Below are 25,476 nucleotides of genomic sequence, written 5' to 3'. Positions count from 1 at the left end.
GTGCGGTGTCGTCTCGGCGGGGTCGGTTCGACGCGTCGGGGTGGTAGGTGCGGGCTGAAACACGGTCATCAGTTCTCCCTCCGTCGGGCGAGGAGGAGTGCCGCCGCGAGAAGCGCGGTGAGGGTCACGGGTATCGGAAGCGGGATGCTCGACTTCGACGCCTCCGAGGGGTCCAACGGCGTCTCCGTCAGAATCGGGTACCGCGTCGTCGTCGGTTCCGGCGTCGGCGTCGCCGTCGGTTCCGGCGTCGGCGTCGCGGTCTCCGTCGGCGCCGCGGGGAACTCGACGTACGCGGTGTCGTTCACCGCGGAGCCGTTTCGGAGGTACGCAGTGTCGTTCCCGGCGTCGTACGCCTCGTCGCCGTCCGGTCGGCGACGAGTTCGGCGCGTATCGTCTGAGAGTCGTACAGGGGCATCGAAAGCGACGCCGAGACGTTCTCGTGGCGGCCCGGTTCGAGGTAGTTCGACCGCCCCACGGCGGTTCCCCCCTCGTCTACGAGTCTGACGAACCCGCCCTCGGGGACTTCGGCGCGCGCGACGGTCAGTTCGGGGTCGTCGCCGGGGTCCTGGTCGTCGATGGTGACGCTCGGGTCGGGGGCGACTATCGCCACCTCCTGCATCGTCTCCAAGTAGTGGTCGCGCACCCACATCGTCGCGTTCGCGCCGCGGGAGACGTCACCGAGGTCGAACGACGCCCTGAACCGCCCGTCTCCGTCCACCGTCATCGGGCGAATCTGGAGGAAGGCGTTCGGGTCGGGCGACCGGATCCGAACTTCGAGCGTCGTGTTCGGCGCGCGGTTCGTCCGCCCGGAGACGACGTACGTGTCGTTCTCCCACGGGAGGTGGACGTGGTCCGTCTCGGGGGAGAGACTCACCGTCTGACGGACCAACCGGACGGGCGTCGCTGCCACCACCGTCTCCTCGTCCACCAGCGAGTTCCCCTCGGTCAGGGTCAGACGGGCCTCGTATCGGTTCCGCTCGGACTGCCGCGAGAGGGAGACGTTCGAGGTGTCCCAGACGACGTACACGTGGTCGCTCCCGAAGGCCGGGTAGACGGTCACGTTCGCTTCTTTCGCTCCGTCGGTCGTTCCGTGCGCGAGGTAGGTGGTGGGGTCGCGGTTCGGGCCGGGGGCCGTCTGCGTGAAGGTCAGTTTCACGCCGTTGGCCGCCTCACCGCCGCTCAGGTCGCTGGCGTTGAGCGCCGTCTCCAATCCGCTCTCTTCGATTTTCACCACCGCGTAGTCGCCCTTGGCGACGGTTCCCCTCGCGGACGCCACGCCGGTGAGGGGGCCGACGTTGGCGTTCCCGTCGTTGCCCGCGTTCACGGAGTTCGGGTCGAACTCGCCGGGGGCGACGAACGTCTGAGCGCTCATCCCTCCGCGCGGTTCGACCGTCAGTGTCGCGATGTCACGTTCGACGCCGGCCACGTCGACGCGCACGAGGTAATCGCCGGGTTCGAGCGGTTCGTCGAGGCCTCCGCTCGGTCCGACCAACGTGGCGTCGCCGCCCGTGACGTACGTGTCGGGGTCGGCGCTCGTCGTCGCGTACGTGTCGATGGAAACCTCGTCGGTACCGGACCCGCCGAGGTGAATTCGGAGGTGATAGCCGTAGTCCGGGCCGCCGATGGTCACGTTCGCGGGGCCGGAGTGACTGACGGTGAACGTCACTCTATCGCCGCGAGTGACCGTCACGTTGCCACCCGGAAACGAACCGGAGGCGTCGGCAACGTTTCGAGACTGCGTCTCACTGCCCGCAGAACCGTGTTCTGCGACGTCACCAGAACGCAAAGCGTTCTGGTTGGCGGACGAGACGCTCTGCGTCTCGTCAACGTCGAACGCGACGGCGTCGTTCGAACCGGGGGCTGTCGTGAGGGCGTCTGCTGGGACGGGAACCGCGGCGACGACGAGTATCGTCGCCACCACCGTCGCGAGTATGTGTGTGCGTCTCATCGGAATGCCCGGCGCGGGACGTTACGCACCTCTACCCGGCATCACCCATAAAAGACTACGGTCGGGTACTCAGAATTGATAATCCAACGGCCCGGATTCGGCCGCTTCGACGCCCTCGGGTCCCGTGTCGGCCGTCCGCGCCTCAGAGCGGCGAGACGGCGGTCAGGACGAGGGCGACGGTGCCGAGTGCGCCGAGGACGACGAACAGGACGTTCTCGGGCGACGGCCGCCCGGGTTCGAGCGGTTCGAGTTCGGGCGTCTCCGCGTCGTCGTCCTCGGACCAGAACAGGCCGGCGGTCCCCTCGGTGGGCGTCGCCCCCTCCTCGGCCGTCCGCGCGGCCTCGTCCTCGTCGGACTGCGCCCGGTTCGAGGGAGTCCGCCCCTCGCGGGCGGATTCAGTGTCGTCGGGTCGGTCCATCGTCGGACGGTAGGAGACGGGTCGGGAAATGCCTACCGACACGGAGGGGCGGTCGATCCGCGCGCGGGTCGGCGTCCGTCAGCGCCGCCCCTTCCCGTGTTCGATGACGTTCCCCTCGTAGACGACGCCGCGTTCCGCGTGAAGCGTCACTTCGGTGCCCGGGGTGACGCTCTCGGGGATGGGCGCGCCCGATATCATCGGGATGTCGATCTCGCGGGCGACGAGTGCGGGGTAGCCCGTCATGCCTGGCCGGGCGTCCACGATTCCGGCGAGTTTCTTCGCGTCGCCCTCGAACTCGCCGTCGAAGTCCGCGGGCAGGGCGAGAATCGCGCCCTCCGGCAGGTCCGTCAGGTCGCCGCCGGGGGCGAACGCGAGGGGGCCGGCGACGCGCCCGCCGACGACGTTGCGCCCGGTGGCGATGGCCTCCGCGGCGACGTGGACCTTCAGCATGTTCGTCGTGTTCGTCCCCTCCAGTTCGGTCATCATCCCCGAGAGGACGACGATGGTGTCGCCCGAGGAGGCGACGTCCGTGTCGAGTGCGGCTTCGACGGCGTCGTCCATCATCTCGTCGATGCCGTCGCGGTACGCGGAGTACGTCGGGATGATCCCCCACGAGAGCGCGAGTTGGCGGCGCACGCGGTCGTTCGGCGTCGTGGCAACGACGGGAACGGCGGGGCGGAACTTCGCCGTCTTCCGCGCGGTGTACCCCGACTCGGAGGCGGCGACTATCGCGCTGGCCTCGATGTCGCGGGCGAGGTAGCGCGCGGACCGAGCGAGCGCTTCCGTCCGCGAGTTGTCCTCGGCGGTCGGGATGTGCCCCTCCGTCGTCTCGTCGTACTCGGGGCTCGCCTCCACCTGTCGCACGATGCTGTCCATCGTCTCGACGACGCGGACGGGGTTGTCGCCGATGGCCGTCTCGCCCGAGAGCATCACCGCGTCCGTCCCGTCGAGGACGGCGTTGGCCACGTCGGACGCCTCCGCGCGGGTGGGCCGCCGCGCGTGGACCATCGAGTCGAGCATCTCCGTCGCCGTGATGACGGGCGTCCCCGTCGCGTGGCACTTGCGGATAATGCGCTTTTGGATGATGGGCACGTCCTCCAGCGGCATCTCGACGCCCAAGTCGCCGCGCGCGACCATCACGCCGTACGACGCATCGATAATCTCGTCTAAGTTCTCGACGGCCCCCGCGCGCTCTATCTTGGCGACGACGGGGATGTCCGCGCCGAGGTTCTCCAGTTCGTCGCTGATGGTGTAGACGTCGTTGGCGGTGCGGACGAACGACGCGGCGACGAAGTCGGCCTCCTTCTCGGCGGCGACTTCCAACTCGCGGCGGTCGCTCTCGGTGATGAGGTCGATGTCGAGGCTCACGCCGGGGACGTTCACGCCCTTGCGTCCGCTGAGTTGGCCGCCGGAGTCGATGCGGGCGATAACGGCGGCGTCTTCGACCCGTTCGACCGTCGCCTCGATGCGGCCGTCGTCGAGGAGAATCGTGTCGCCCGCCTCCGCGGCGGCGATGGAGTACGACAGCCCGACTTCCTCGGGCGTCGCGTCGTCGCCTTCGACGAACCGTACCTCCGATCCCGTTTCGAGGTGGATGGGTTCGTCGAGGGGGGCGGTCCGAACCTCCGGCCCCTGTAGGTCCACCATCGCCGCCAACGGCGCTTCCGTCGTCTCGTCCACCGCGCGGATGCGGTCTATGACCTCCGCGCGGTGTTCGGGCGTCCCGTGACTGGCGTTCAAGCGCCCGACGCTCATCCCGGCGTCGGCGAGTGACCGAATCGTCGCTCGGTCGTCTGACGCTGGTCCCAGCGTACAGACGATTTTCGCGTTTCTCATGCGTCAAGTTACTCCCGATCGGATAAAAAAGCCCGACGATGACGTCCGTCCGTGCCGAAAAACCACGCACACACGAACCGTGCCGCCCCGCATCCGGACGAACGGCGGTTCGCCGTCCGCCGCGGCCTACTCGCCTTCCGTGATACTGTTCGGCACCCAGTCGGGGCGCTCCCCCCTGAACCGGGCCTTCCACTCGCCATACCGGTCGCCCTCCGCGAGTGAGGCGCAGATATCCTCCAGAACCGCGCGCTCTACGACGTACGCGCCGTCGGTGTGGCCGGTGAAGCGCACGTCGTAGGTGTCGTCGCCTTGGTCGTGCACCGCGACGTGTTCGATTCCCTCCCGCACGCCCCGGCTACTGTCCGCGACGAAGTAGAAGTGAGCGACCGCCAATCGCTCCGAGAGGCGAACGGGCGGCCCCCGTTCCAGTTTGACATCCTCGCTCGTGAGACCGAAGAACATGGCCGGTCTCTCGCCTAGGGTGGCAAAACCGTTTCGTGTCCTCACGAGACGTGTGAGCTGGTTGAACTGACTCCCCGGGAGATAGGTGCGCCACCAGCCTTTCGGTTCTCTCGCCCCTTGAACCGACTATGCAGGAAGTGACCGAACGACTCGTCGGAAAGACCGTGATCGGCCCGAACGACGAACCCATCGGCCGAATCACCGGCATCGAGGGGAACGAGGCGATAATGAAGACGGACGCCCCCTCGGTCGCCGACCGGGAGGAGGCGGTTTCGGAGGGGTCGGGCGAACTCGCGTTGACGGCCGAGCAGATAGTCGCGGTCACCGACGACGAGGTGCAGGTGTCGATGGAGGAGTAGACGCGGCGCGACGCGCCGCGGGACGGACTCGTTATTCCGGCTATCTGACCTTCGTTCCGGGGACGGCGTCGCCGTGGGTGGTCAACAGGTCGGCCTGTTCGCCCGCGGCGAGGACCATCCCGTTGGACTCGACGCCGAACAGCTCCGCCTTCTCTAAGTTCGCCACGACGACTACCTTCGTGCCGGGCAGTTCCTCTAAATCGTGGAGCTGCTTGATGCCGGCGACGATCTGACGCTCCTCAACGCCGATGTCGACGGTCAACTTGGCGAGCTTGTCCGCGCCCTCGATGCCCTCGGCGTCGAGAATCTCGCCGACGCGGAGGTCGAGCTCTTGGAACCCCTCGAAGTCGATGCGGTCGTCCAGTACGGGTTCGAATTCGTCGCTCACAGTCGAATCACTCTCGTCGTCGTCGTCAGTTTCGGTTTCCGCCTCGTCCTCGCTCTCCTCGACGCGGGACCGGAGCTTCTCGTTGAGTTCTTCGACGCGTTCCTCGGGAATCTTCTCGAACAGCTCCGAGGGTTCGCCGAACGACTCGGCGGGCGCTTCGAGTGCGGCGTCGGTTCCGACGCCGTGAACGTCGCTCCCCTCGTTCAGGTCGGCCCACAGGGCCTCCGCCTTGTCCGGCGCGACGGGTTCGAAGAGGACGGCGACGGCCTTCGCCACCTGCACGCAGTCGCGGATGACCTGCGCCTTCTGCGGGTCGTCGTCGTCGAGCTTCCACGGTTCGTTCCGCTGGATGTACTCGTTGCCGAACTGCGCGACTCTGACGGCGGCGTTGCCCGCCTCGCGGACGGAGTAGTCGTTGACGCCCGCCTCGAACTCCTCTATCGCCCGTTCGATTCGGTCGCGCACCTCGTCGGAGAGGGGAGCGTCCGGCGCACCCTCGAACTCGCGGTAGGCGAACAGCATCGACCGGTACGCGAAGTTGCCGACGGTGCCGACGAGTTCGTTGTTCACGCGTTCGCGGAAGCGGTCCCACGAGAAGTCCACGTCCTGTTGGAACCCGCCGTTCGTGGCGAGGTAGTAGCGCAACAGATCGGGGTGGAAGCCCTCGTCGAGGTACTCGTCGGCCCAGACGGCGCGGTTCCGCGACGTGGAGAACCCCTTGCCGTTGAGCGTGATGAACCCCGACGCCATGACGGCGCGGGGTTCGACGAACCCGGCGGCGCGGAGCATCGCCGGCCAGAAGACGGTGTGGTGCTGGATGATGTCGCGGCCGATGATGTGGGTTATCTCCCCCTCCTCGCGCCACGCCGCCTCCCAGTCGAACTCGTCGCGTCCGACGCGGTCCGTGTACTGCTTCGTCGAGGAGATGTACTCGATGGGCGCGTCCACCCATACGTACAGGACGAGGTCCTGCGGGTTGTCGCCGGGGTAGTCGATGCCCCAGTCCATGTCGCGGGTGATACACCAGTCCTGCAGTTCGCCCTCTATCCACTCTCGGGGCTGGTTCTGCGCGTTCGGCGTCCCTTCGAGTCTGTCGATGAACTCCTGCAGGTACTCCTGCAGTTCGGACACCTCGAAGAACTTGTGCGTGCGTTCGCGGTACTCGGCGGGGTTGCCCGTCAGCGCCGAGGTGGGATCTTCTATCTCGCCGGGTTCGAGGTGCCGGCCGCACCCCTCGTCGCACTCGTCGCCGCGGGCGTGTTCGCCGCAGTACGGGCAGGTGCCCTCGACGAACCGGTCCGGAAGCCACTGGTCGGCCTCGGGGTCGTAGGCGACCTGGATCTCCTTCTCGTAGACGTACCCCTCGTCTTCGAGCGTTCGGACGATGTCCGTCGTCAGTTCGGTGTTCGTCTCGTCGTGGGTGTGGCCGTAGTTGTCGAACTCGACGCCGAACTCGGGGAACGTCTCCTCGTACTTCTCGTGGTGGCGGAGGGCGAACTCCTCGGGCGTGACGCCCTCCTTCTCGGCGTTGACGGCGACGGGCGTGCCGTGCATGTCCGACCCGCTGACGAAGGCCGTCTCCTGACCGAGTTTCCGGAGGGCGCGGCTGAAGATGTCGCCGCCGACGTACGTTCGTAAGTGTCCGATGTGCAGGTCGCCGTTCGCGTACGGCAACCCGCACGTCACCACCGCTGGCGTGTCCGTGGGAAAGTCCTCGTGGCTCATGTATCGTGTGTGGTTCGGGGGCGGGACCAAAATCCCGCTGGTTTCGGAAGCGTCTCTCGGCGGAAAACCGCGCGCCCGAGGTTCGCCGGGCCCGGCCGCCGGCCGCGTTACCGACCGCCGACCGCGCCTCGGGTCCACCCGGCGCTAGAAGGAAGTGCGCATACGCATCGGGCCGGTGCGGACGAGCGTCACGGGTGTCGATAGTCGCGCGCCGAAGAAAAGTAACTCGGGTCCGTCGAACGCGCCGCGCCGATTCAGGCGTTCGCCAACCGCGAGGACGACGGAATCTCCTCGTCGTAGTCGCGGCATATCTGCGCCGCGCGTTCCTCGACGGCGTTCTTCGAGGGGAGCGACTCCTCGCCGCGAACCTCGCCCGAGATCCACCCGACGACGTCTTCGACGGCACCGCCGCCGGCGATGCTCTCGACTTCCTTCAGCACCTGCCGGTACTCCGCTTCCGTCCCCTCGTCGTAGTTCTGTGCGCCGACGGTGTTCCGGACCGCTTCGTCGATCTGTCGCATACCGGTCTCTACGTCCATGTGTGGTGACACGAATCGAGGCAGGATAAATCCGCTCGCCGTTCGGCGCTTCGTCCGAACCGGAACGAAGATCCTCTCCGAAACGTTACACTCTCGATTCGGACCCTCTCGCGAGGGAGACGCGTCCGTCACCGCCGGGGCGACGGATGGAAAAAATTCGTCGGGCCGGGGCTCAATCGTACTTGCAGTGTCCAACTCGCTGTCCCGGTTTCTCGGGGTTCTCCTCGTCCTGGTCGTGGGCGTCGCCGCCGGGATCACCCTCGTCCTTGTCGTGGCCCACGGCCTGCCCGTTCTCGTTCCCCGGTTGTTCCTCGCGGTTGCCGAACTTGTTGCAGTCGTGGGTCTTACACCCCGTGAGAGCGGTTCCGCTCGCTCCCGCGACGGCACCGGTTGCGATGGCGATTCGGATGAACGCTCGACTGCTTCGTTCCATGGTAGTGCATGGCACTGTCGGTTGGTTACCACATAGTTATTCCCGCCGACATTTTGAACGTGTTCGGCGCGGACCGGTCGCGAGACGGCACTTACTCGGAGAGTTGGGACTCCTCGGGGGAGGGACAGCTTCGGGAGTCGTCGCGGCGCGCACCTCGGTTCCGCGCTACAGCAATCCGAACGCGACGACGGCTTCGACGCCGACGAGGGTGATGACGAGACGGCCGACGCTCCCGACGAACGTCGCCGCCGCGAACTTCAGGTAGTCCTCTTCGAGGACCGAGAACGCGTAGATGGAGAGCGTGTCGGGGAACCCCGGCACGCAGAGGGCCGCCGCGAGGCCGGCGTACCCCCACGTCTGCGCGAGTTTGACCGTCTTTCGCTCGGACCACTCCACCACGTCGAACCGCGAACGACGGAGCGCGCGGATGATCGGGCCGGCCTCCTTGGCCTCCTGCCCGATGTGGAACGCAAAGACGCTCCCCGCGGCCTTGCCGACTCCGCTGACGACGATGATGACGGTCATCCGCTGCCAGTAGGTGAGTCCGAGGTCTATCGGCGCGAGGAGGACGACTTCGCTCACGCCGGGGAGGGCGAAGGCGATGAGAAACGAGTAGACGAAGATGACGAAGAGGCCGAACAGTCCGGTCGCGCGCCGGACCGTGTCGGAGAAGCCGAACTCCGGGAAGAGGCTCGCGCCGACCGCCGCCGGGTCCACTGCGTGTCCGACGGGGACCGCGCCCTGAGCGAACACCTCGATAGCGGCGGCGAGAGACACTTTGCTCATTCCTCCCAAACGAGAGGTTGTAAGTCTTGAGATTCCGACTCCGGTGACGGGCCGTCCCGTCGGCCGACCGACCCGGAACGGACTCCGATCAGGGGGCCGACGAGCGGCGTTCGTCGAAGTCGTCGAGGTCCGCGAGGAAGGCGGCGAGCATCTCGCGGGTGACGTGCGGCATGCAGACCACGCGGAGTTCCCCCGACTCGGTGCGCGAGATTCGCCACTCCGCCTCGCGGAGACGCTCGAAGAGCGATTCCGGAACGGAGGCGGCGACGATGGGGAGTTCGACGTCCGCCACGTCGAATCCGCGTTCGCGGAGTTCCGACGCGAACCACGCCGCCAGTTCCGCGGCCCGTTCGTACTCGCGGCGGTAGCCGTCCGGCCAGAGGGCGTCCATCGCGGCGGCGGCGGCGGCGACGCCCGCACCGCTTCGCGTGCCCGTCAGCGTCGCCTGCGACGTGGATTCGAGGTACGGCGTATCGACCGCCAAGGCGTCGAGTCCGGCGCGTTCGCGGAACAGGAGTCCGCCCGCCGGGACGGCGGCCTGCCCGCACTTGTGGGGGTCGATGGTCATCGAGTCCACCGGCGCGTCGGCGAACCCCCACTCGCGGTCGGCGAAGGGGAGGTAGAACCCGCCCCACGCGGCGTCCACGTGGAGGAACGCGCCCGCCTCGCGGGCGACGGCGGCGAGTTCGGGGACGGGGTCCACGCGTCCGAACTCCGTGCTCCCGGCGACGGCGACGACGAGAACGGTGTCGTCGTCCGCGGCGGCCCGCGCGGCGTCCACGTCCGCGCGGTGGGCCTCGTCCGTCGGGACGCGGCGGAGTTCGACGCCGAGGACGTCCGCGGCCTTGGTGAACGAGAAGTGCGCGCTCTCGGGGGCGACGACGTTCGGGTTCTCGACGCGGCGACGGTTGCGCGCCGACCGGACGGCTTGGATGTTCGCCTCCGTGCCGCCGCTGGTCACGTAGCCGTTGGGGTCCGACAGGCCCGTAATCTCGCCGAGCGTCTCGACCGCCCGGTGTTCGAGTCGGGCGACCGTCCGGTACGTCGCGGGGTCGCCCGGGTTCGAGGCGAGAAACCGCTCCGCGGCGTCCCGCGCCGCCGGATGCGGTTCCGTGCACATGGACGACAGGACGCGAGTGAACTCCTGCGGGGCGGCCCGCTGCATGGAACCTCCTACCCCGCGGCGGCGTTTATCAATTCCGTTGTCTGTCGGGTGCGATGTCGCGTCCGCGCGGCGGCGTCCGCCCGAAACCACCCCGGTGCATATGCGGACGGCGACGAATCGGGATGCATGGAACGCGTCTCCTTCGACGACGCGGAATCAGTCCCTCTCGGCGACGAGAGCGAAGGACGCCGCCTCTCGGACGCGTTGGGGACGACCGGCTTCGCCCTCAACCGCTACCGACTCGCGCCCGGCGAGGGGTTCCCCGGCGGACTGCACGCGCACGCCGACCAAGAGGAGGTGTTCGTCGTCGTGGCGGGGACGGCGACGTTCGAGACGATGGCCGGCGAACTCGCCGTCGACGCCGGCGAGGCGGTGCGGTTCGCGCCCGGCGAGTTCCAGTCGGGGCGGAACGACTCCGACGGCGTTCTCGTGGCGTTCGCGATTGGTGCGCCCCGGGAGAGTACCGACGTTCGGATTCCGGTCGCCTGTCCCGACTGCGGACGCGACGACGTGCGCGCCGAAACCGACGGCGGGGAACCGAAACTCGTCTGCCCGGACTGCGGCGCCGAACGCGTTCCGCCGGGATGTCCGGACTGCGGCGGCGACGAGTTGCGAGCGACGCTGACGGACGGGAACCGGCCGGTGACCGTCTGCCCCGACTGCGGCGCGGAGTTCGAAGAACCGCCGTTCCGGAAGTGACGGCCGCCGGGGGCCCTCCCTCGTTCTCTCACACCGCGCCGACGACGGAGAGGTAGGAGACGACGGCCAATGTGGCGTTGTACGCGCCGTGGACGGCCACCGGGACGACGAGGTTGTCGGTCACCTCGTACGCGCCGCCGAGAACCAGCGAGACGACGAAGATGGCCCCCAACGGCACGAGGAGTCCGACCGGCCGGTCGAACGAGACGAAGTTGAACACGTGGACGGCGGCGAAGAGGGCGCTGGCGACGCCGACGCTGGCGGCCGGTCCGAACGTCCGCCGGAGGCGGCCCTGCACGACGCCGCGGAAGAACGCCTCCTCGGCGGGCGCGACGACGAGTATCGAGAGGGGGGCCAGAAGGAGGAGCGCCGACGGGTCGGCCCCCGTCGCCGGGTCGAACGCGCTGGAGACGGGGCTGACGCCGGCGGCGTCGCCGACGGCGAAGATGACCGTCGCGGCGACGACGGTGACGACGGACCCCGCGAGGACGAGGGCGGCGTCGCGCCGCGTCGGGACGCGAACCGGGACGGGGAGTTCCCTGACGTGGGCGTACGTGATGGAGACGGCGAGGTACACCGCCTCCGTCGGAACCACCGCCGCGAGGAGGACGAGAGCGATGGACCGTTCCCCCGCGGGTTCGGCCGCGAGGACGGAGAGGACGACCACCGCTCCGGCCGCCGCCGCGACGACGAGCGTCACGACGAGAAGGACCGAGACGACGGTCAAGGCGACGACGGCGGACCGAACGCCGCGACGGGGCGACGAGGCGTGGGTGGAGGGCATGGACTACTGCGGTCGTACGGCCGACCGAGAGATAAAAGCGCGTGGCGGGGGCGTTACTCGGGGGTCAGCGCACCGAGTCGAGGATGAGACGCTGTTCGACGCGCTTGACCTCGTGTTGCACGTCGCGGACGGCGTCGATGTTCGCGGAGATGGAGGAGACGCCCTTCTCGGCGAGGAACTGCACCATCTTCGGCTTCGACCCGGCCTGCCCGCAGATGCTCGTCTTCACGCCGAGTTCGCGGCACGTCTCGATGGTGTCGCCGATGAGTTTCAGCACCGAGGGGTGGAGTTCGTCGAAGCGGTCGGCGACGTTCTCGTTGTTTCGGTCCACCGCGAGGGTGTACTGCGTGAGGTCGTTCGTCCCGAACGAGGCGAAGTCGATGCCCGCCCCGGCCATCTCCTCGATGCCGAGTGCGGAGGCGGGCGTCTCCACCATCACGCCCCAGTTGCGCTTGTCGGGGTCGATGCCGGCCTCGCGCATCAGGTTCTTCGCGCGGTAGACGTCCTCGGCGTCGTTTACGAGGGGGAACATTATCTCGACGTTGTCGTACCCCATCTCGAACATCCGCCGGAACGCCTCCAGTTCGTGTTTGAACACCTCGGGGGTGTCGAGCGACCGCCGGATGCCGCGGTAGCCCAGCATCGGGTTGTGCTCCTTCGGTTCGTCGTCGCCGCCGTCCAGTTGGCGGAACTCGTCGGTCGGCGCGTCGAGCGTTCGGATGCGGACCGGCCGGGGGTAGAACTCCTCGGCGGCGGTGCGCATCCCCTCGACGAGTTGGTCCACGTAGGCGCGTTCGCCGTTGTCGGAGATGTACTTCTCGGGGGTCTTCCCCGTCGAGAGGATCATGTGCTCCATCCGGAGGAGTCCGACGCCGTCCGCGCCCGTCGCGGCGGCGCGTTCGGCCGCCTCGGGGATGGAGACGTTCACCTTCACCTCCGTCGCGGTCATCGGCTTGACCGGCGTCTTCGGACGCGCCTCCTCGATGGGTTCGCGTTGGACGTCCTCGGACTCGACGACGCCCTCGCGGACGGTGCCCTTGTCGCCGTCGATGGTGATGGGTTGGTCGTCGTCGAGTTCGCGGGTGCCCGACCCGGTGCCGACGACGGCGGGGACGCCGAGTTCGCGGGAGACGATGGCGGCGTGGGAGGTCATGCCGCCCTCGTCGGTGACGATGCCCGCCGCGCGCTTCATCGCGGGCACCATGTCAGGCATCGTCATCTCGGTGACGATGATGTCGCCGTCGCCCACCTGGTCGAGGTGGTCGAGTTTCGTGACGATGCGCGCCTCGCCGGAGGCGATGCCCGGACTCGCGCCGAGTCCCTGCACGAGTACGTCACCGTCGTCCGAGGTTCCGTCTGCGCCGTCCGCGCCGTTACCGGCACTCGCCACCTCGGCCCCGCCGTCGCCGGCGGCCTCCACCGCCCCGGAGTCGGCGTCCGTCCCCGACTCGGAGATGGTGGTGATGGGCCGCGACTGGAGCATGTAGATGTCGCCCTCGTAGACGGCCCACTCCACGTCCTGCGGTTCGCCGTAGTGCTCCTCGACGCGTTCGCCGAGTTCGACCAACTCCGAAATCTCCTCGTCGGAGAGGACGCGCGCGTTCCGGCGGTCCTCCGACACCTCGCGTTCGACGGTCTCGCCCGTCTCCTCGTCCTTCTCCATCATCACCTTCTTGTCGGCGACGGTCGCCGTCTCGACCGCCTTCGTCCCGCGGTCTACGACGTAGTTGTCCGGGGAGACGGTGCCGGAGACCACCGCCTCGCCGAGACCCCACGCCGCCTCGATGATGATGCGCGGTTCGCCCGTCGAGGGATGCGACGTGAACATCACGCCGGACTTCTCGGCGGCGACCATCTCCTGTACGACCACCGCGATGTCCACCTCGTCGTGGGGGAAGTCCTGTCTGTTGCGGTAGTATATCGCTCGCTGAGAGAACAGCGACGCCCAACACTCCTTGACGCGTTCCACCAAGTCGTCGGCTTGGACGTTGAGGAACGTCTCCTGTTGCCCCGCGAAGGAGGCGTCGGGCAGGTCCTCCGCCGTCGCGGACGACCGCACCGCGACGAAGGCGTCCTCGCCGATCTCCTCGTAGGCGGCGAGAATCTCCTCGCGAACCTCTTCGGGGACCGGCGTCTCCACGATGAGCTCGTGCGCGCGTTCGTGCGCTTCCTTCAACGCGGCGGAGTCCTCGTGGTCCACGTCGACGGCCTCGAACAGTTCCTCGTCGATACCGGCGTCCTCGATGAATGCCCGGTACGTTCCTGCTGTTACGACGAACCCCGGAGGGACGGGAAGTCCCGCCGCCGTGAGTTCGCCGAGCGAAGCCGCCTTGCCGCCGACCGTACCCAAATCGGCGGCGCGTACGTCGTCCAGCCAAACTACAGCCATTAGCGTTTGTTAATCACCACAATTCGTAATAAGTACTTTCCGGACAACGCAAGCATGAATAAAATACTACTCGGCCGCGAGTACGTTAGGTTCGGTGAATACGGTCACTCCTCTCGTCTGGCCGAACCGTGGGTTTCACAGAGTATCTCGCCGGTTTCAGGGTCGAGATAAAACGGTTTGCCGGCGCTTACTTCCTCGCCGCAGACGGCGCACCCGTCGTCGTGGCGGAGGAAGTACTTCCCCTCCTCGCGACCGGTCTCCAACCGGCCGGCGGCGACGGCGGGTCGGGTCAACCCTTCGCCTATCTGCGTCCGTTCCGCCGAGTCGGCCTCCTCGAATCGTATCGGTCGCACGGGGTGCAGTAGGAACCGAGACAGTAAACGTCCGTCGCGTGGCGGGGACGGAACGTCCGGCCCGGAACGAGGCGTCCGAACACCCGACTACGGCGAGGAACGGCACCGCTCGCCCCGAGAGTTTCTTTATCCTCGATGACCTCTGTTGGGTCGTGCAATCGGACTTGGTGTCGCTCACGCCGCCGTGGCTTCTCCTCGGCGTCGTCGGGGGTATCGTCGCCTCCCTCGTCGTCGCCGGGGTGTTCCTCGTGGGGGGGCGACTGTTCCCCGACGAGGCGGTGTCCCGCGGTCCGAACATCGACGGGGCGGGCCGTCGTCGGACCGAAATCCGCGACTACCTCCGGACGATAGGCGAACCGTTTGTCGAGGACCACGCCCTCCACGGCGAGACGGTCGCGTTCTACCTCCCGCAACGCGACGTGGCCATCACCTTCGACGCGCAGGCGTACTTCCGACTCGAACGGGCGGGGACGTACACTGTCCTCTGCGAACACGAGATGCCCGCGCACGGACTCGGGCGTCGCCTCCCGTTCGAGGTGCCGGAGTTCGAACCCGCGGCGCCGACCCGCGAGAGTCCGGTGACCGCCGCGTTCGACTACCTCGGCGTGCCGACGACGGCCGACCCCGCCGAGGTGAAACGCGCCTACCGCGACCGGGTGAAGGACGTCCACCCCGACCACGGCGGGTCCCAATCGGAGTTCAAGGAGCTACAGGAGGCGTACGCGACGGCGAGGGAACACGCCGAGGGCGCGGCCGCCTGAAGAGTCTGTTTTATCGTCCGTCCTCTTCCACCCGCGCCGCCTCGGTGACCTCGTAGAGGGCGTCGCCGTCGCGGAGGGCGTCCGTCACCCTGCCGACGAGGTCCGCGGTCGCGACCACCGTCGCGTCCAACCCCCGTTCCGCGGCGGCGGACGCCACCTCGCCCGCCGCGAACGCCGTCTCCGACTCGACGCCGGCCTTCCGGAGGGCGACGACCGCTTCGACGCCCGCGGCGACGACCACGTCCGCGCCGTCGCAGGCGGTTTCCAGCGCCGACGGTTCCACCGCGGAACTCCCGCCGGACCGCGCGGGCGGTACCTGGACGACCGTCACCCGCCCGGGACCGATCTCGATGACGCCCTCGAACCCCGTGACGCTCACGTCGTCGCCCGCCTCGGCGTCCGTCGTCGCCACGCCCGTCGCCGGGCCGGACGACCCGGGGGCGGCGTGGAGGAGGCCGTCTCGAACCGACAGCGTCACCGTCTTGCCGGCGGAGACGTCCTCGGCGGCGACGGCGGCGTCCTCTTGGACGCTCTCTAACACGTCGTCGGTCACGTGGTCGGCGAACCGCCGGAGGTCCTTGACCTTCTGAAACAGCCAGTCGACGCCCTCCTTCGTGACCCGGTACCGGGACCGTCCCTCCTTCTCGACGTAGTCGTCCTCGACCAACTCCCGGATGTACTCGCTGACGGCCTGACTCGTCACGCCCACCGCGTCCGCTATCTCGCCCTGACTCACCGCCGGTTGTCTGTCGGCTATCTCGACGAGGATGCGGAGTCGGGTGGCCGTCCGCTTGTCTTCGAGGGCCCCGGTCATGCTCCGTCGCACGAACCGAGCGGTGAAAAATCCCGTCGCCCCCGCGGGTCGCCGACCCGTTCGCCGCGGTTCCGCCGCCGAACGGTACGGCTTTGAGCGTCGGGGCCCTGCCTCGCACCGTGTTCGAGGTCGTCTACCGCGACAGGGCGGCGTACCTCCCCGGCGCGGACGCCCTCGTCCTCGCGGACGTGCACGTGGGCCGGGACGAAGCGTCGTCGGTCGAGTTCCCCCTCGGGGAGCGTCGCGACCTGCGGGAACGCCTCGCCGACCACCTCGACGCCCGTTCGCCCGAGACGGTCGTCTTCGCGGGCGACGTCCTCCACGAGTTCGGGTCCGCGACGTCGCGGGCGCGCGAGGGCGTCGCCGACCTGACCGAGGCGTGCCGCGAGGCCGGCGCGCGCCCCGTCTTCGTCCGGGGGAACCACGACACCGTCCTCGACTCCGTCTTCGACGGCACCGTCCACGACGAGTACGTCCTCGGCGGGGAGACGGACGCGTCCGTCGTCGTCTGCCACGGGCACGCCCTCCCGGAACGGGAGGCGTCGCTGTACGTCGTCGGTCACGACCACCCCGCGATAACCATCGAGGGGACGCGTCGGCCCTGCTTCCTCTACGGCGAGGAGGCGTTCCGCGGCGCGGACGTGCTGATGCTCCCGGCGTTCAATCGCCTCGCGGCGGGCGTGGTGGTGAACCGACTCCGGACCCGGGACGTGCAGTCGCCCCTCGTGACCGACATCGACGCGTTCCGCCCGATACTGTACGACGAGAGCGCGGACGAGGCGCTGACGTTCCCGCCGTTGGGCGAGTTCCGGCGGATGCTCTGAGTCAGAGTCGCAGGTCGTACGCCACCGCCTCGGCGGCCTTGCGACCGCTTCGCATCGCGCCCTGTATCGACGACCACTCGGTGAAATCGCCCGCGAGGTACGTCCACCCGCCCGGGTCGCGGTACTTCGGCAGTCGGTCGTGGATTCCCGGCGGTTGGTCGAACTGCGCGAACTCGATGCGGTCTGTGTGGATGGACTGGATGTCGTCTATCGACCCGTCGGGGTACCACGAGTTGAGTTTCCGCCTCGTCTTGGCGGCCAACTGCATCGCGCTCTGTTCTGCCGCCTCCTTTCCGAGGAACGTCGCCGCGAGGAGTTCGTAGTCGCCGGGCGCGTACTCCGGCGCGACTTTCGTCATCGGCGCGACGGTGTTCGGCGCGTCGCTGCCGGCGTTCAACAGGAGTCTGCGCCCGGTTCCGAAGTCCGTCCCCGCCGGAAGGCGGTAGTACTGCGTCGTGGACGTCCGCGCGATCGTCGGTATCTCGTCGACGCCCGTGAGTCGGAGCGACTCCTTCGGGTCGGCGGCGACGACTGCGGCGTCGGCTTCCACCGTCTCCGCCGTCGTCCGCACGGTCACGCCGTCGTCGTAGTTCTCGACGGACTCGACGCCCGTTTCGAGGCGAATCTCCGCGCCCGCCTGTCGGGCCTTCTCCGCGAGTTGCTTCGGAATCTCCTGCATCCCCTCGGCGGGGACGACGATGCGGCCGTTCGAGAGCGCTTTGAACGTCGCCTCGAAGACGCGCTTGGAGGTGGTGAGCGACCGGTCGAGGGTGATACCGCCGTAGAACGGCGCGACGAAGTTCTCGATGTACTTCTCGGAGAACCCCCACTCGCGGAGGTACTCTCGGATGCTCGTGTCCGGTCCCTCGAACAGGTGGCGCTCCGAGATGCCGCGGACGTGCTGGCGAAGCGCCATCGTCCGAACCTTGTCCGTGAGGGTCACCTCGTCGTTCCGCAGGGTCGAGATGACGGACTTCGGGTCGCGCAGTGGGTCCGACAGCGTCGAACGCTCGCCGGGGCGGGCGATGACGGCCCCCGGGGAGAACTCCCGAACGTCCAGTTCGTCCACGTCGAGTTCTCGCTGTACCGCCGGATAGCCGGTGAAGAGCACCTGAAAGCCCCGGTCGAGGGTGAACCCGTCTCGTTTCTGCGTCCGAACTCGTCCGCCGACTTCGTGGTGCCGTTCGTACAGTGTCACGTCGGCACCCTCGTCGGCGAGGTGACGCGCCGCGACGAGACCCGCGAGGCCCGCGCCGACGACGACCACGGTTTCGTCCATGCCCCGGCCTTCTCGCGCACCGCACTAATGTACTGTGCGCGACAGTCAGTCGGTGCAGGTCGGCCGCGCGCGGCGAAGCGTCGAAAAAGCCGAATGGCTAGGGATTTGTCGGTCGCGCCGCAACGCCCGGTATGGACACCAGCGAGGCGTTTCTCGGCTTGCGCTGCGCCGAGAGCGGCGAGGAGTACGAGGCGACGACGACCGGCGGGAGCGACGCGGGCGCGCATCTCGACCCGGCGTACGACCTCGACGCCGTCGCGTGGGGGGACGGCGGGTTGGACGACGCGCCGACCGGCACGATGTGGCGGTACGCCGACCTCCTCCCGTTCTCGGACCCGTTGACCGCCGACGAGGGGGGGACGCCGTCGGTGGAGACGCCGACGCTCGCGGCGGAACTCGGCGTCGGAACGCTCCGAATCAAAGACGAGGGGCGGAACCCGACCGGCACCGTGTTGGACCGGGGTCTCTCGCCCGCGGTCACCGCCGCGCGCGAGGCGGACGCGGAACTCGTCGCCCTCGCCACGCCCGGCAACGCGGGCCAGTCGGCGGCGTCGTACGCGGGGATGGCGGACCTGCGGTCGTACTCGTTCGTCCCCTCGCGCGCGCCGTTCCCGAACAAGGCGATGGTGAACGTCCACGGCGGCGAGATGCGCGTCGTCGGCGGCCGCTACCCCGACGCCGAGGAGGCCCTCCACGAGCAACTGCAGTCCGAGTGGCACACCCTGCAGGAGTTCGACAACCCGTACCGCCACGACGGCATCAAGACGGTGGCGTTCGAGGTGGCCGAATCCCTCGAGTGGACGGTGCCGGACGCCGTCGTCGTCCCCGCGGGGACGGGCGAAGTCGTCGCGGGCGTCGCGAAGGGCTTCCGCGAACTCCGCGACGCGGGCGTCACGGACGACGTGCCGCCGGTGTACGCCGCGCAACCGTCGGGATGCGCGCCCGTCGTCACCGCGCACGAACGCGGCGCGGACGACGTGGAACCGTGGTCCGGTCCGGACACCATCGTCGGCGAACTCGAGATTCCGGACCCGAACGGCGGGGCCGCCGCACTCGCCGCCCTCGCGGAGACGGGCGGCGACGCTCTCGCGGTTGACGACGACGAGATACTGGAGAGCGCAGTCGCCGCCGCGCAGAACGCCGGACTCGAAGTCGGCGCGGCCGGCGGTGCCGCCGTCGCCGCCGCGTGGCGACTCGCCGAGGACGGCGTCGTCGGCGCGGACGACGACGTGGTGGTCGTAAACACCGAATCCGGGACGAAGACGGCCGACATCCTCCGCAGTCACCTGATGGGGAAGGGCATCTAACGCGACCAATCCGCGGCGGCGACAGTCGCCGGACCCGCACGGTTTCGAGGCCCGAGGATATTTACTTTAGACTCGTCTAATTCGGGGTATGTTGAGCGACGTGATGGAGGACTACCTGAAGGCCATCTACCAGATTCAGGCCGAGAGCGGGCCGCCCGTCTCCACCTCCGCCATCGCCGAGTACCTCGGGAAGACGCCGCCGACGGTCACGAGCATGCTCGGGAAGCTCTCCGACCGCGGCCTCGTCCACCGCGAGAAGTACAAGGGCGCGGAACTGACCGAGGAGGGCGAGACGGTGGCGCTGGAAGTCCTCCGTCACCACCGCCTGCTGGAGGCGTACCTCGCGGAACACCTCGATTACTCCTGGAGCGAGGTCCACGACGAGGCGGACGCCCTCGAACACCACATCTCCGAGGAGTTCGAACGGCGCGTCGCGGACGTCCTCGGGAACCCCACCGTAGACCCGCACGGCGACCCGATTCCCTCGCCCGATCTGACCCCCCTCGACCACGAGGAGACGACGCGACTCTCGGATCACTCCGTCGGCGATACGGTCGTCGTCGCGCGCGTCAGCGACCGCAACGAGGAGGAACTGGAGTACCTCGCGGACGCCGGCATCACCCCCGGAACGAGCGTGGAGGTGACGGACGTCGCCCCGTTCGGCATGGTGACCGTCCGCGTCGCCGACGGCGACCGAATCGAGGGCGACGAGCAGAGCCTTCCGGACGCCGTCGCGGCGTCGATTCGCGTCCGCGCGACGGGTAACTTCGACGGCGGAAGCGAGGAGGTACCCACGGCGTGACGAGCTACCTCGAAGTGCTCACCGTCGCGTTCGTCGCGCAGTTGCTGGTGTTGCCCGGCGAGAAGGTGCAGTTCATCATCGCCGGCCTCTCGACGCGGTACAATCCCCTCGTCGTCGTCGCCGCCGCGGGGTCGGCGTTCGCCGGGTGGACCGCCCTCGAAGTGTGGTTCGGGCAGGCGTTACAGGACGCGTTCTCGCCGTTCGTCCTCGACGCCGTCACCGCGGTACTGTTCGTCACCTTCGCCGTCCTGCTGTTTCGGTCCGCGCCCGAACCGGGGACGACTAGAGCGGGCGCCGAGACGGACGGCGGGACGGGGGGCCTCACCGCGGACTGGGACCTCCCGGCCCCGATAGACCGCGTCTCCGGCCGGTTCGGCGGGTTCGTCCCCATCTTCTCGATGATGGCCGCTGGCGAGTTCGGCGACAAGACCCAACTCGTCACCGTCGGGTTGGCCGTCCAGTACGGCGCGACGTCGGCCATCTGGGTGGGCGAGATGCTCGCCATCCTCCCGGTGAGTCTGGCGAACGCCTACTTCTTCCACACGTTCGCCCACCGGGTCGATATGCGGAAGGCCCACCTGTTCAGCGCGGCGCTGTTCCTGTTCTTCGGCCTCGACACCGTCGTCTCGATGGTGACGGGCTTCTCCGTCTGGGAGACGGCCGTCGGCGGCATCGCCTCCGCGGTGACCGGCCTCCTGTGACCCGTGACCTGCGACCCCCGGCGGCGTTCGGTTCGCTCCAGTTCGTCCCGGTCGTGTCGGGTTCGCTCCCCTCGTGTTCGGTTCTGTCCACTCGGGACCGGTTCCGTCCGGTCGGGGCCGGACCCGTCCGGTTCGCCCCGCCGTCGTACCGCGGTCTCCCGTTCTGTCTCCGTGTGCTTTTTGTACGGTCTCGCGTAGTCGCGTGACGTGACGAATCTCGCTCCCTCTCTCCTCGCCGGCGTCGTCTTCGGGCTGGCGTTGGCCGCGCCGCCCGGTCCGATGAACGCGATTATCGCCGAGGAGAGCGTTCTCCGCGGGTGGTTCGCGGGGTTCAAGGCCGGACTCGGCGCGATGACGGCGGACGCCATCTTCTTCGTCCTCGCGGCCCTCGGCGTCGTCGCGTTCGTCGAACGGTTCCCGACGGTTCGCGCGGCGATGGTCGGCGTCGGCGGCGTCCTCATGCTCTACTTCGCGTACGGCGCGGCCAGAGACGTTCGCAGTTCGTTCGGAGCGGACGCTCGCGGCGACGGCGGCGCGGACGCCACGGACGACGGGAACGCCGCGACGGAGGGTGCCGTGGAGTCGCGGGCGACCACCGGGTTCGGCAAGGCGTTCCTCCTCGCCCTGACGAACCCCTACCAGATTCTGTTCTGGCTCACCATCGGCGTCGGACTGCTGAAGCCCGGCACGCTGGACGTTCTCGCGGAGACGCCGTACGTCGGCGGCGAACTCGCCGGGACGCTCGTCGTCGAGACGGGGTCGCCGGCGCTCGTCGTCGGCTTCTTCGGCGGTATCGTCCTCTGGGTGATGGGCTTCCCGGCGGCGCTCGTCGGCGCGGAACGGCGCGTGGACGCCTTCGCGCCCGTCGTCGCGGGCGTCAGCGCCGTCGTCCTCACGGGGTTCGGCGTCCTCTTTCTCTCGCAGGCGGCGGGCGGTCTGCTCTGAGCGGCCGTCCCCCGGCCGTCGTCACCGTCGTCGGCCGTTCCGGACGAGAAAAGGTATGAACCGTCGCCGAAGAGAGGCACGTATGTTCGACAAATCGACGTGGATTCAGCTCCCGCGGAACGTCCTCGTGGGCCACGGGGTGTTGGACGAACTCTCTGCGGCGGTGGGGGAACTCTACCTCTCGGGGCGGCCGCTACTGGTGACGAGTCCGACGCCGAACGACATCGCGGGCGACCGGGTTCGCGCCCAGTTCGACGACCCCACGACGATCACCATCTCGGAGGCCAGCTTCGACTCCGTCGAACGCGTCATTGAGGCGGGAAGGGAGATGGACGCGGGCTATCTCGTCGCCCTCGGCGGCGGCAAGGCCATCGACACCGCGAAGATGGCCTCCGACAGCCTCGACTGCGGGTTTATCTCCGTGCCGACGGCGGCGAGTCACGACGGCATCGTCTCCGGGCGGTCCTCCATCCCGGAGGGCGACACCCGCCACTCCGTCGCCGCCGACCCACCGTTGGCCGTCGTCGCCGACACGGAGATTCTCGCGGACGCGCCGTGGGAACTCACCACCGCCGGATGCGCGGACATCATCTCGAACTACACCGCGGTGAAAGACTGGCAACTCGCCCACCGCCTGAAGAACGTCGAGTACTCGGAGTACTCGGGCGCGCTCTCGCAGATGACCGCCGAGATGCTCGTCGGCAACTCGGACTCCATCAAGAAGGGCCTCGAAGAGTCCGCGTGGGTCGTCGTGAAAGCGCTCGTCTCCTCGGGTGTCGCCATGTCCATCTCGGGGTCCTCGCGGCCCGCTTCCGGCGCGGAGCACCTCTTCTCGCACCAACTCGACCGCTTGGTCCCCGGCCGCGCCCTCCACGGCCACCAAGTCGGCGTCGGGTCCATCGTGACCGAGTACCTCCACAGCGGCGAACAGGGCGAGTGGCGCGACATCCGCGACGCTCTCGATACGATGGACGCTCCCACCACCGCCTCGGAACTCGGTATCTCCGACGAGACGGTCATCGAGGCGCTGACCACCGCCCACACTATCCGCGACCGGTACACCATCCTCGGCGACGGCGTCAGTGAGGAGGCGGCGATAGAGGCTGCGACGTTCACGGGCGTAATCTAACGCCCCCACCTTTTTCGAGGGGGTCCTCGCGTGCCTCCAGCACGCTCGAACCCCCTCCAAAAATCTGGACCAAAAAGGCCGCGACTCGCTCACTCCGTTCGCTCGTCGCGGTACAGTACAGTACGGAACTTCCCGTAGCATCTCTCAGCGGTGTTCTCTCGGCCGGCGGTTGACGATACCTCCGGTGACGACTCGTCGGAGCGGTCCCGCCAGAGGCGTACCCGGGAACCTCTCAAACCGAACCGGTAGGCGTAGACGAGATACCCGGCGGCGAACGACCCCGTCGTAACCGTCCGGACGACGGCAATCGTCCCGAGGTTCCGGTGTCTCACGGGGCCGTATCCGACAACCGCGACGGTGAGGACGGCAAGCGCGGCCCCCGCCGCGGCCAGATGCAGCCAAAAGAAGCCCTCGAACATCCTCGGTTCGGTGACTCCCCACGCGATTCCGAGCACGCTCCCTGCGACTATCCGTTTCGAGGAGGGCACACCGAGTAGCGACCGTCGCTCCGCTAAATATCGTCTCTACCGGGCGTTAGCGGTGTACGTGGGGGCCCGAATCCGTAGGAGGCCGTCTCGATTCTCGTTTCGGTCGAAGTAGGCGACTGACCGCGTACGCGGCCGAACCGCGCCGCGAAACCCCGCCCGGAATCCGAAGACGGAAGGCGGTTCCTTTCGAAGTCGCCCGTATGGCAACCGCGAGCGCCGACAATCCGGTGAAGGAACACCCCGCGGCGGTGACGGCGGTGCTCTCCGTCGTGGGCTACGGCCTCGTCGTCGGCACGTTCCTCGGGTACGTCCCCGGCACCGTCTTCCCCGACCTGTCTTTGGCCGAGGTGAACCTGCTTTCGGACGCCATCGCCCTCGTGAACGCGGTGAACGTCGTCGTCATCGCCGCCGGGTGGCGGTGGATTCGGCGCGACGAGGTGCGGAAGCACGCCGCCGCGATGGTCGCCTCGTTCGCCCTCATCCTCGTCTTCCTCGTGATGTACCTCGCGAAGATAGGCGGTGGCGGGACCAAGGAGTTCGTCGGCCCGACGGCCGTCTACTACCCGTACCTCGCCATGCTGGCGATACACATCCTCCTCTCCATCGTCGCGGTGCCCGTCGTCCTCTACGCACTCGTCCTCGGAGTGACGCACTCGCCGGGCGAACTGCGCCGCGACACGCCGCACCGACGCGTGGGCCGTATCGCCGCCGGGTCGTGGCTCCTCTCTCTGTCTCTGGGCGTCGTCACGTACTTCCTGTTGAACCACCTCTACGGCTGGAAGTACGTCGAATCCGCGACGGCGGCACTCGTCGCCGCCCCCCTCTGAGGCGGGCGGCGAGCGTCGCGGCACCGCTTGAACCGCCTCGAATCGCACGCGGAAATGCTGAGGGTTTTTATCGGACGGAGACAAGCCGTGGGATATGCGAATCGCGTTCGTCTCGATGTACACCGAGCAACGTCGCGCCGACGGTGCGACGAGACGGACGCGGCGGACGGCGGAACTCCTCGCCGCGCGCGGCCACGACGTGACCGTCCTCTGCGCGCGGTGGTGGGAGGGCGACGTGTCAGAGTTCGAACAGGACGACGTGACGTACGCGGCCGTCACCGAGACGCCCTCGGTGGGGTCGTTCGCCTCGAAACTCCCCTTCGCCCTCCGGCGCGTCAAGCCCGACGTCGTCCACGCCGCCAACAGTCCGCCCTCCCACGTCACCGCTGCGAAGACGGCGGCGCGGTTCCTCCGCACGCCGGTGGTCGTCGACTGGTGGGACGAACGCGAGGAGGACTCGAAGGGCGCGAGCAAGCGCGCCGCGCGCGCGGCGAAACGCGTCATCGCCCCCTCCCGAATGGTCAAGACCCACGTCCGGGAGTACGGCGCGTCCGAGGAGTCCGTCCGCGTCGTCCCGGAGTCCATCGACTTCGACCTCGTCCGCGAGAGCGACGTGGAGGCCCGCGCGGACATGGTGTACGCCCGCGACATCGACGAGCACGCCAACGTCGAGTCGTTCTTCCTCGCCCTCGCGGAACTGCGCGACAGGGACTGGCGCGCCGCCGTCGTCGGCGACGGCCCGGAACTCGACGCCGCCAAGCAGACGGCCGCCGAACTCCGCATCGACGATCGGGTGGAGTTCCTCGGCGACCTGCCGCCGGAGGAGTTCGTCCCCGTCATGAAAGGCGCGCGGGTGTTCGCACAGACCGCCGCCGTCGAACCGTTCGCGAACGAACTGCTGTGGGCTCTCGCCTGCGGGTGCGTCGCCCTCGTGGAGTACCAAGCGCGGTCCAGCGCGCACGAACTCGTCGAGAACTGCGACCGGGGCGTCCGCGTGACGAGTCCGCAGGAACTCGCGCGCGAAATCGCCGTCGCCGCCCGCGCCGACGAGATGACGGTCAACGAGGCGTTCGCCGACTACGACCACTCGACCGTGGTCCGGCAGTACGTGGACTGCTACACCGAGGCCGTCGAGGACTACGGGTACTTCTAACCACCCTTTTTCACGGGGTCCTCGGCGACGGCGATGCCGTCACCGGACTGCGTCCGGTGGGCCGCCGAACGAAGTTCGGCGACGTCGCCTCGAACCCCGCCAAAAACGCTGGACCCAAAAAGGCCGCGACTCGCTCGCTGACGCTCGCTCGTCGCGGTACGA

Annotated in this window: 27 protein-coding genes; 11 read left to right on the top strand and 16 right to left on the bottom strand. The window is 68.3% G+C overall.

Features of this window, described 5'->3' with window-relative positions; all coding sequences use genetic code 11:
• Positions 1-68: 68 nt before the first annotated feature.
• From ACFQEV_RS15280 to ACFQEV_RS15260, 5 genes are all read right to left on the bottom strand, one after another.
• Positions 69-305 (bottom strand): hypothetical protein, encoded by a 237-nt coding sequence (locus tag ACFQEV_RS15280; RefSeq protein ID WP_379697819.1) that lies wholly within the window; start codon positions 303-305, stop codon positions 69-71.
• Complete coding sequence (locus tag ACFQEV_RS15275; RefSeq protein ID WP_379697816.1) at positions 302-1,948, bottom strand: BGTF surface domain-containing protein; 1,647 nt, start codon at positions 1,946-1,948, stop codon at positions 302-304. Before ACFQEV_RS15275 ends, ACFQEV_RS15280 begins: the two co-directional genes overlap by 4 nt.
• A 142-nt stretch (positions 1,949-2,090) precedes the next feature.
• On the bottom strand, positions 2,091-2,366 hold the full coding sequence (locus ACFQEV_RS15270) for a DUF7312 domain-containing protein (protein WP_379697813.1): 276 nt from the start codon (positions 2,364-2,366) through the stop codon (positions 2,091-2,093).
• A 78-nt stretch (positions 2,367-2,444) separates the two neighbouring features.
• Positions 2,445-4,202: a pyruvate kinase gene (gene pyk, locus ACFQEV_RS15265; RefSeq protein WP_379697810.1), complete on the bottom strand. Its 1,758-nt coding sequence runs from the start codon at positions 4,200-4,202 to the stop codon at positions 2,445-2,447.
• Positions 4,203-4,328: 126 nt separating this feature from the next.
• Positions 4,329-4,664 (bottom strand): hypothetical protein, encoded by a 336-nt coding sequence (locus ACFQEV_RS15260; RefSeq protein ID WP_379697807.1) that lies wholly within the window; start codon positions 4,662-4,664, stop codon positions 4,329-4,331.
• 128 nt (positions 4,665-4,792) lie between these two features.
• Here ACFQEV_RS15260 and ACFQEV_RS15255 point away from each other — a divergent pair, with 128 nt between their 5' ends.
• On the top strand, positions 4,793-5,023 hold the full coding sequence (locus ACFQEV_RS15255; protein ID WP_379697805.1) for a hypothetical protein: 231 nt from the start codon (positions 4,793-4,795) through the stop codon (positions 5,021-5,023).
• A 40-nt stretch (positions 5,024-5,063) separates the two neighbouring features.
• On the opposite strand, the gene metG is transcribed toward ACFQEV_RS15255, so the two are convergent.
• The 5 genes from metG to mfnA all read right to left on the bottom strand — a co-directional run bounded on the left by metG (position 5,064) and on the right by mfnA (position 10,059).
• Complete coding sequence (gene metG, locus ACFQEV_RS15250) at positions 5,064-7,136, bottom strand: methionine--tRNA ligase (RefSeq protein ID WP_379697801.1); 2,073 nt, start codon at positions 7,134-7,136, stop codon at positions 5,064-5,066.
• Between the two features lie 254 nt (positions 7,137-7,390).
• Positions 7,391-7,675, bottom strand: coding sequence for a hypothetical protein (locus ACFQEV_RS15245; protein ID WP_379697798.1), 285 nt, complete (start codon positions 7,673-7,675; stop codon positions 7,391-7,393).
• 172 nt (positions 7,676-7,847) lie between these two features.
• The gene (locus ACFQEV_RS15240; RefSeq protein ID WP_379697795.1) at positions 7,848-8,108 is read right to left on the bottom strand and encodes a hypothetical protein; all 261 of its coding nucleotides are present in this window, start codon (positions 8,106-8,108) and stop codon (positions 7,848-7,850) included.
• A gap of 165 nt (positions 8,109-8,273) precedes the next feature.
• The gene (locus ACFQEV_RS15235) at positions 8,274-8,894 is read right to left on the bottom strand and encodes a YqaA family protein (protein ID WP_379697792.1); all 621 of its coding nucleotides are present in this window, start codon (positions 8,892-8,894) and stop codon (positions 8,274-8,276) included.
• 88 nt (positions 8,895-8,982) lie between these two features.
• On the bottom strand, positions 8,983-10,059 hold the full coding sequence (gene mfnA, locus ACFQEV_RS15230; RefSeq protein ID WP_379697789.1) for a tyrosine decarboxylase MfnA: 1,077 nt from the start codon (positions 10,057-10,059) through the stop codon (positions 8,983-8,985).
• A 126-nt stretch (positions 10,060-10,185) separates the two neighbouring features.
• On the opposite strand from mfnA, the gene ACFQEV_RS15225 reads away from it, so the two are divergent.
• Positions 10,186-10,758 (top strand): cupin domain-containing protein, encoded by a 573-nt coding sequence (locus ACFQEV_RS15225; protein WP_379697786.1) that lies wholly within the window; start codon positions 10,186-10,188, stop codon positions 10,756-10,758.
• 28 nt (positions 10,759-10,786) lie between these two features.
• Here ACFQEV_RS15225 and ACFQEV_RS15220 read toward each other — a convergent pair whose 3' ends face one another.
• The 3 genes from ACFQEV_RS15220 to ACFQEV_RS15210 form a co-directional block, all read right to left on the bottom strand.
• Positions 10,787-11,542: a CPBP family intramembrane glutamic endopeptidase gene (locus ACFQEV_RS15220; RefSeq protein WP_379697783.1), complete on the bottom strand. Its 756-nt coding sequence runs from the start codon at positions 11,540-11,542 to the stop codon at positions 10,787-10,789.
• A 64-nt stretch (positions 11,543-11,606) separates the two neighbouring features.
• Entirely contained in the window at positions 11,607-13,931 is a 2,325-nt protein-coding gene (ppsA, locus tag ACFQEV_RS15215) for a phosphoenolpyruvate synthase (RefSeq protein ID WP_379697780.1), read from the bottom strand.
• Positions 13,932-14,035: 104 nt separating this feature from the next.
• Positions 14,036-14,284 (bottom strand): DUF8075 family protein, encoded by a 249-nt coding sequence (locus ACFQEV_RS15210; protein WP_379697778.1) that lies wholly within the window; start codon positions 14,282-14,284, stop codon positions 14,036-14,038.
• Between the two features lie 152 nt (positions 14,285-14,436).
• Here ACFQEV_RS15210 and ACFQEV_RS15205 point away from each other — a divergent pair, with 152 nt between their 5' ends.
• A complete protein-coding gene (locus ACFQEV_RS15205; protein ID WP_379697776.1) occupies positions 14,437-15,045 on the top strand; it encodes a J domain-containing protein in 609 nt (202 codons plus the stop codon).
• 10 nt (positions 15,046-15,055) lie between these two features.
• Here the strand turns inward: ACFQEV_RS15205 and ACFQEV_RS15200 are convergent, their stop codons facing one another.
• Positions 15,056-15,859: a DUF7839 domain-containing protein gene (locus ACFQEV_RS15200; RefSeq protein WP_379697774.1), complete on the bottom strand. Its 804-nt coding sequence runs from the start codon at positions 15,857-15,859 to the stop codon at positions 15,056-15,058.
• 119 nt (positions 15,860-15,978) lie between these two features.
• Between ACFQEV_RS15200 and ACFQEV_RS15195 the strand changes: the two genes are divergently transcribed.
• Positions 15,979-16,683, top strand: a complete 705-nt coding sequence (locus ACFQEV_RS15195; protein WP_379697771.1) for a metallophosphoesterase — start codon at positions 15,979-15,981, stop codon at positions 16,681-16,683.
• 1 nt (position 16,684) lies between these two features.
• Here ACFQEV_RS15195 and ACFQEV_RS15190 read toward each other — a convergent pair whose 3' ends face one another.
• Entirely contained in the window at positions 16,685-17,962 is a 1,278-nt protein-coding gene (locus ACFQEV_RS15190) for an NAD(P)/FAD-dependent oxidoreductase (RefSeq protein ID WP_379697768.1), read from the bottom strand.
• Positions 17,963-18,093: 131 nt separating this feature from the next.
• On the opposite strand from ACFQEV_RS15190, the gene ACFQEV_RS15185 reads away from it, so the two are divergent.
• The 5 genes from ACFQEV_RS15185 (at position 18,094) to ACFQEV_RS15165 (ending at position 22,846) form a co-directional block, all read left to right on the top strand.
• Positions 18,094-19,269, top strand: a complete 1,176-nt coding sequence (locus tag ACFQEV_RS15185) for a pyridoxal-phosphate dependent enzyme (RefSeq protein ID WP_379697765.1) — start codon at positions 18,094-18,096, stop codon at positions 19,267-19,269.
• A gap of 88 nt (positions 19,270-19,357) precedes the next feature.
• A complete protein-coding gene (locus ACFQEV_RS15180) occupies positions 19,358-20,071 on the top strand; it encodes a metal-dependent transcriptional regulator (protein WP_379697763.1) in 714 nt (237 codons plus the stop codon).
• Complete coding sequence (locus ACFQEV_RS15175) at positions 20,068-20,772, top strand: TMEM165/GDT1 family protein (protein ID WP_379697761.1); 705 nt, start codon at positions 20,068-20,070, stop codon at positions 20,770-20,772. The genes ACFQEV_RS15180 and ACFQEV_RS15175 overlap by 4 nt, the downstream gene beginning before the upstream one ends.
• A gap of 279 nt (positions 20,773-21,051) precedes the next feature.
• Positions 21,052-21,717 carry a LysE family transporter gene (locus ACFQEV_RS15170; RefSeq protein WP_379699895.1) on the top strand — a complete coding sequence of 222 codons (666 nt, stop codon included), beginning with the start codon at positions 21,052-21,054 and terminating at the stop codon, positions 21,715-21,717.
• An 82-nt stretch (positions 21,718-21,799) separates the two neighbouring features.
• Positions 21,800-22,846 carry an NAD(P)-dependent glycerol-1-phosphate dehydrogenase gene (locus ACFQEV_RS15165; RefSeq protein ID WP_379697758.1) on the top strand — a complete coding sequence of 349 codons (1,047 nt, stop codon included), beginning with the start codon at positions 21,800-21,802 and terminating at the stop codon, positions 22,844-22,846.
• Between the two features lie 89 nt (positions 22,847-22,935).
• Here the strand turns inward: ACFQEV_RS15165 and ACFQEV_RS15160 are convergent, their stop codons facing one another.
• A complete protein-coding gene (locus ACFQEV_RS15160; RefSeq protein WP_379697754.1) occupies positions 22,936-23,334 on the bottom strand; it encodes a hypothetical protein in 399 nt (132 codons plus the stop codon).
• Positions 23,335-23,534: 200 nt separating this feature from the next.
• Between ACFQEV_RS15160 and ACFQEV_RS15155 the strand changes: the two genes are divergently transcribed.
• Both ACFQEV_RS15155 and ACFQEV_RS15150 read left to right on the top strand, forming a co-directional pair.
• Positions 23,535-24,161 carry a DUF420 domain-containing protein gene (locus ACFQEV_RS15155; RefSeq protein ID WP_379697752.1) on the top strand — a complete coding sequence of 209 codons (627 nt, stop codon included), beginning with the start codon at positions 23,535-23,537 and terminating at the stop codon, positions 24,159-24,161.
• Between the two features lie 94 nt (positions 24,162-24,255).
• The gene (locus ACFQEV_RS15150; RefSeq protein WP_379697749.1) at positions 24,256-25,314 is read left to right on the top strand and encodes a glycosyltransferase family 4 protein; all 1,059 of its coding nucleotides are present in this window, start codon (positions 24,256-24,258) and stop codon (positions 25,312-25,314) included.
• Positions 25,315-25,476 lie beyond the last annotated feature (162 nt).

The organism is Halopelagius fulvigenes, from assembly GCF_042662625.1.
Taxonomy (GTDB): Archaea; Halobacteriota; Halobacteria; order Halobacteriales; family Haloferacaceae; genus Halopelagius; species Halopelagius fulvigenes.
The sequence above is the reverse complement of the archived record's forward strand: the minus strand, read 5'-3'. Positions and strand labels throughout refer to the sequence as shown.

Coding starts and splice junctions, on each gene's coding strand:
- ACFQEV_RS15275 (WP_379697816.1), bottom strand. CDS start 1,948: ATGAGACGCACACACATACTCGCGACGGTGGTGGCGACGATACTCGTC.
- ACFQEV_RS15270 (WP_379697813.1), bottom strand. CDS start 2,366: ATGGACCGACCCGACGACACTGAATCCGCCCGCGAGGGGCGGACTCCC.
- pyk (WP_379697810.1), bottom strand. CDS start 4,202: ATGAGAAACGCGAAAATCGTCTGTACGCTGGGACCAGCGTCAGACGAC.
- ACFQEV_RS15260 (WP_379697807.1), bottom strand. CDS start 4,664: ATGTTCTTCGGTCTCACGAGCGAGGATGTCAAACTGGAACGGGGGCCG.
- ACFQEV_RS15255 (WP_379697805.1), top strand. CDS start 4,793: ATGCAGGAAGTGACCGAACGACTCGTCGGAAAGACCGTGATCGGCCCG.
- metG (WP_379697801.1), bottom strand. CDS start 7,136: ATGAGCCACGAGGACTTTCCCACGGACACGCCAGCGGTGGTGACGTGC.
- ACFQEV_RS15245 (WP_379697798.1), bottom strand. CDS start 7,675: ATGGACGTAGAGACCGGTATGCGACAGATCGACGAAGCGGTCCGGAAC.
- ACFQEV_RS15240 (WP_379697795.1), bottom strand. CDS start 8,108: ATGGAACGAAGCAGTCGAGCGTTCATCCGAATCGCCATCGCAACCGGT.
- ACFQEV_RS15235 (WP_379697792.1), bottom strand. CDS start 8,894: ATGAGCAAAGTGTCTCTCGCCGCCGCTATCGAGGTGTTCGCTCAGGGC.
- mfnA (WP_379697789.1), bottom strand. CDS start 10,059: ATGCAGCGGGCCGCCCCGCAGGAGTTCACTCGCGTCCTGTCGTCCATG.
- ACFQEV_RS15225 (WP_379697786.1), top strand. CDS start 10,186: ATGGAACGCGTCTCCTTCGACGACGCGGAATCAGTCCCTCTCGGCGAC.
- ACFQEV_RS15220 (WP_379697783.1), bottom strand. CDS start 11,542: ATGCCCTCCACCCACGCCTCGTCGCCCCGTCGCGGCGTTCGGTCCGCC.
- ppsA (WP_379697780.1), bottom strand. CDS start 13,931: ATGGCTGTAGTTTGGCTGGACGACGTACGCGCCGCCGATTTGGGTACG.
- ACFQEV_RS15200 (WP_379697774.1), bottom strand. CDS start 15,859: ATGACCGGGGCCCTCGAAGACAAGCGGACGGCCACCCGACTCCGCATC.
- ACFQEV_RS15190 (WP_379697768.1), bottom strand. CDS start 17,962: ATGGACGAAACCGTGGTCGTCGTCGGCGCGGGCCTCGCGGGTCTCGTC.
- ACFQEV_RS15185 (WP_379697765.1), top strand. CDS start 18,094: ATGGACACCAGCGAGGCGTTTCTCGGCTTGCGCTGCGCCGAGAGCGGC.
- ACFQEV_RS15180 (WP_379697763.1), top strand. CDS start 19,358: ATGTTGAGCGACGTGATGGAGGACTACCTGAAGGCCATCTACCAGATT.
- ACFQEV_RS15170 (WP_379699895.1), top strand. CDS start 21,052: ATGAACGCGATTATCGCCGAGGAGAGCGTTCTCCGCGGGTGGTTCGCG.
- ACFQEV_RS15165 (WP_379697758.1), top strand. CDS start 21,800: ATGTTCGACAAATCGACGTGGATTCAGCTCCCGCGGAACGTCCTCGTG.
- ACFQEV_RS15155 (WP_379697752.1), top strand. CDS start 23,535: ATGGCAACCGCGAGCGCCGACAATCCGGTGAAGGAACACCCCGCGGCG.
- ACFQEV_RS15150 (WP_379697749.1), top strand. CDS start 24,256: ATGCGAATCGCGTTCGTCTCGATGTACACCGAGCAACGTCGCGCCGAC.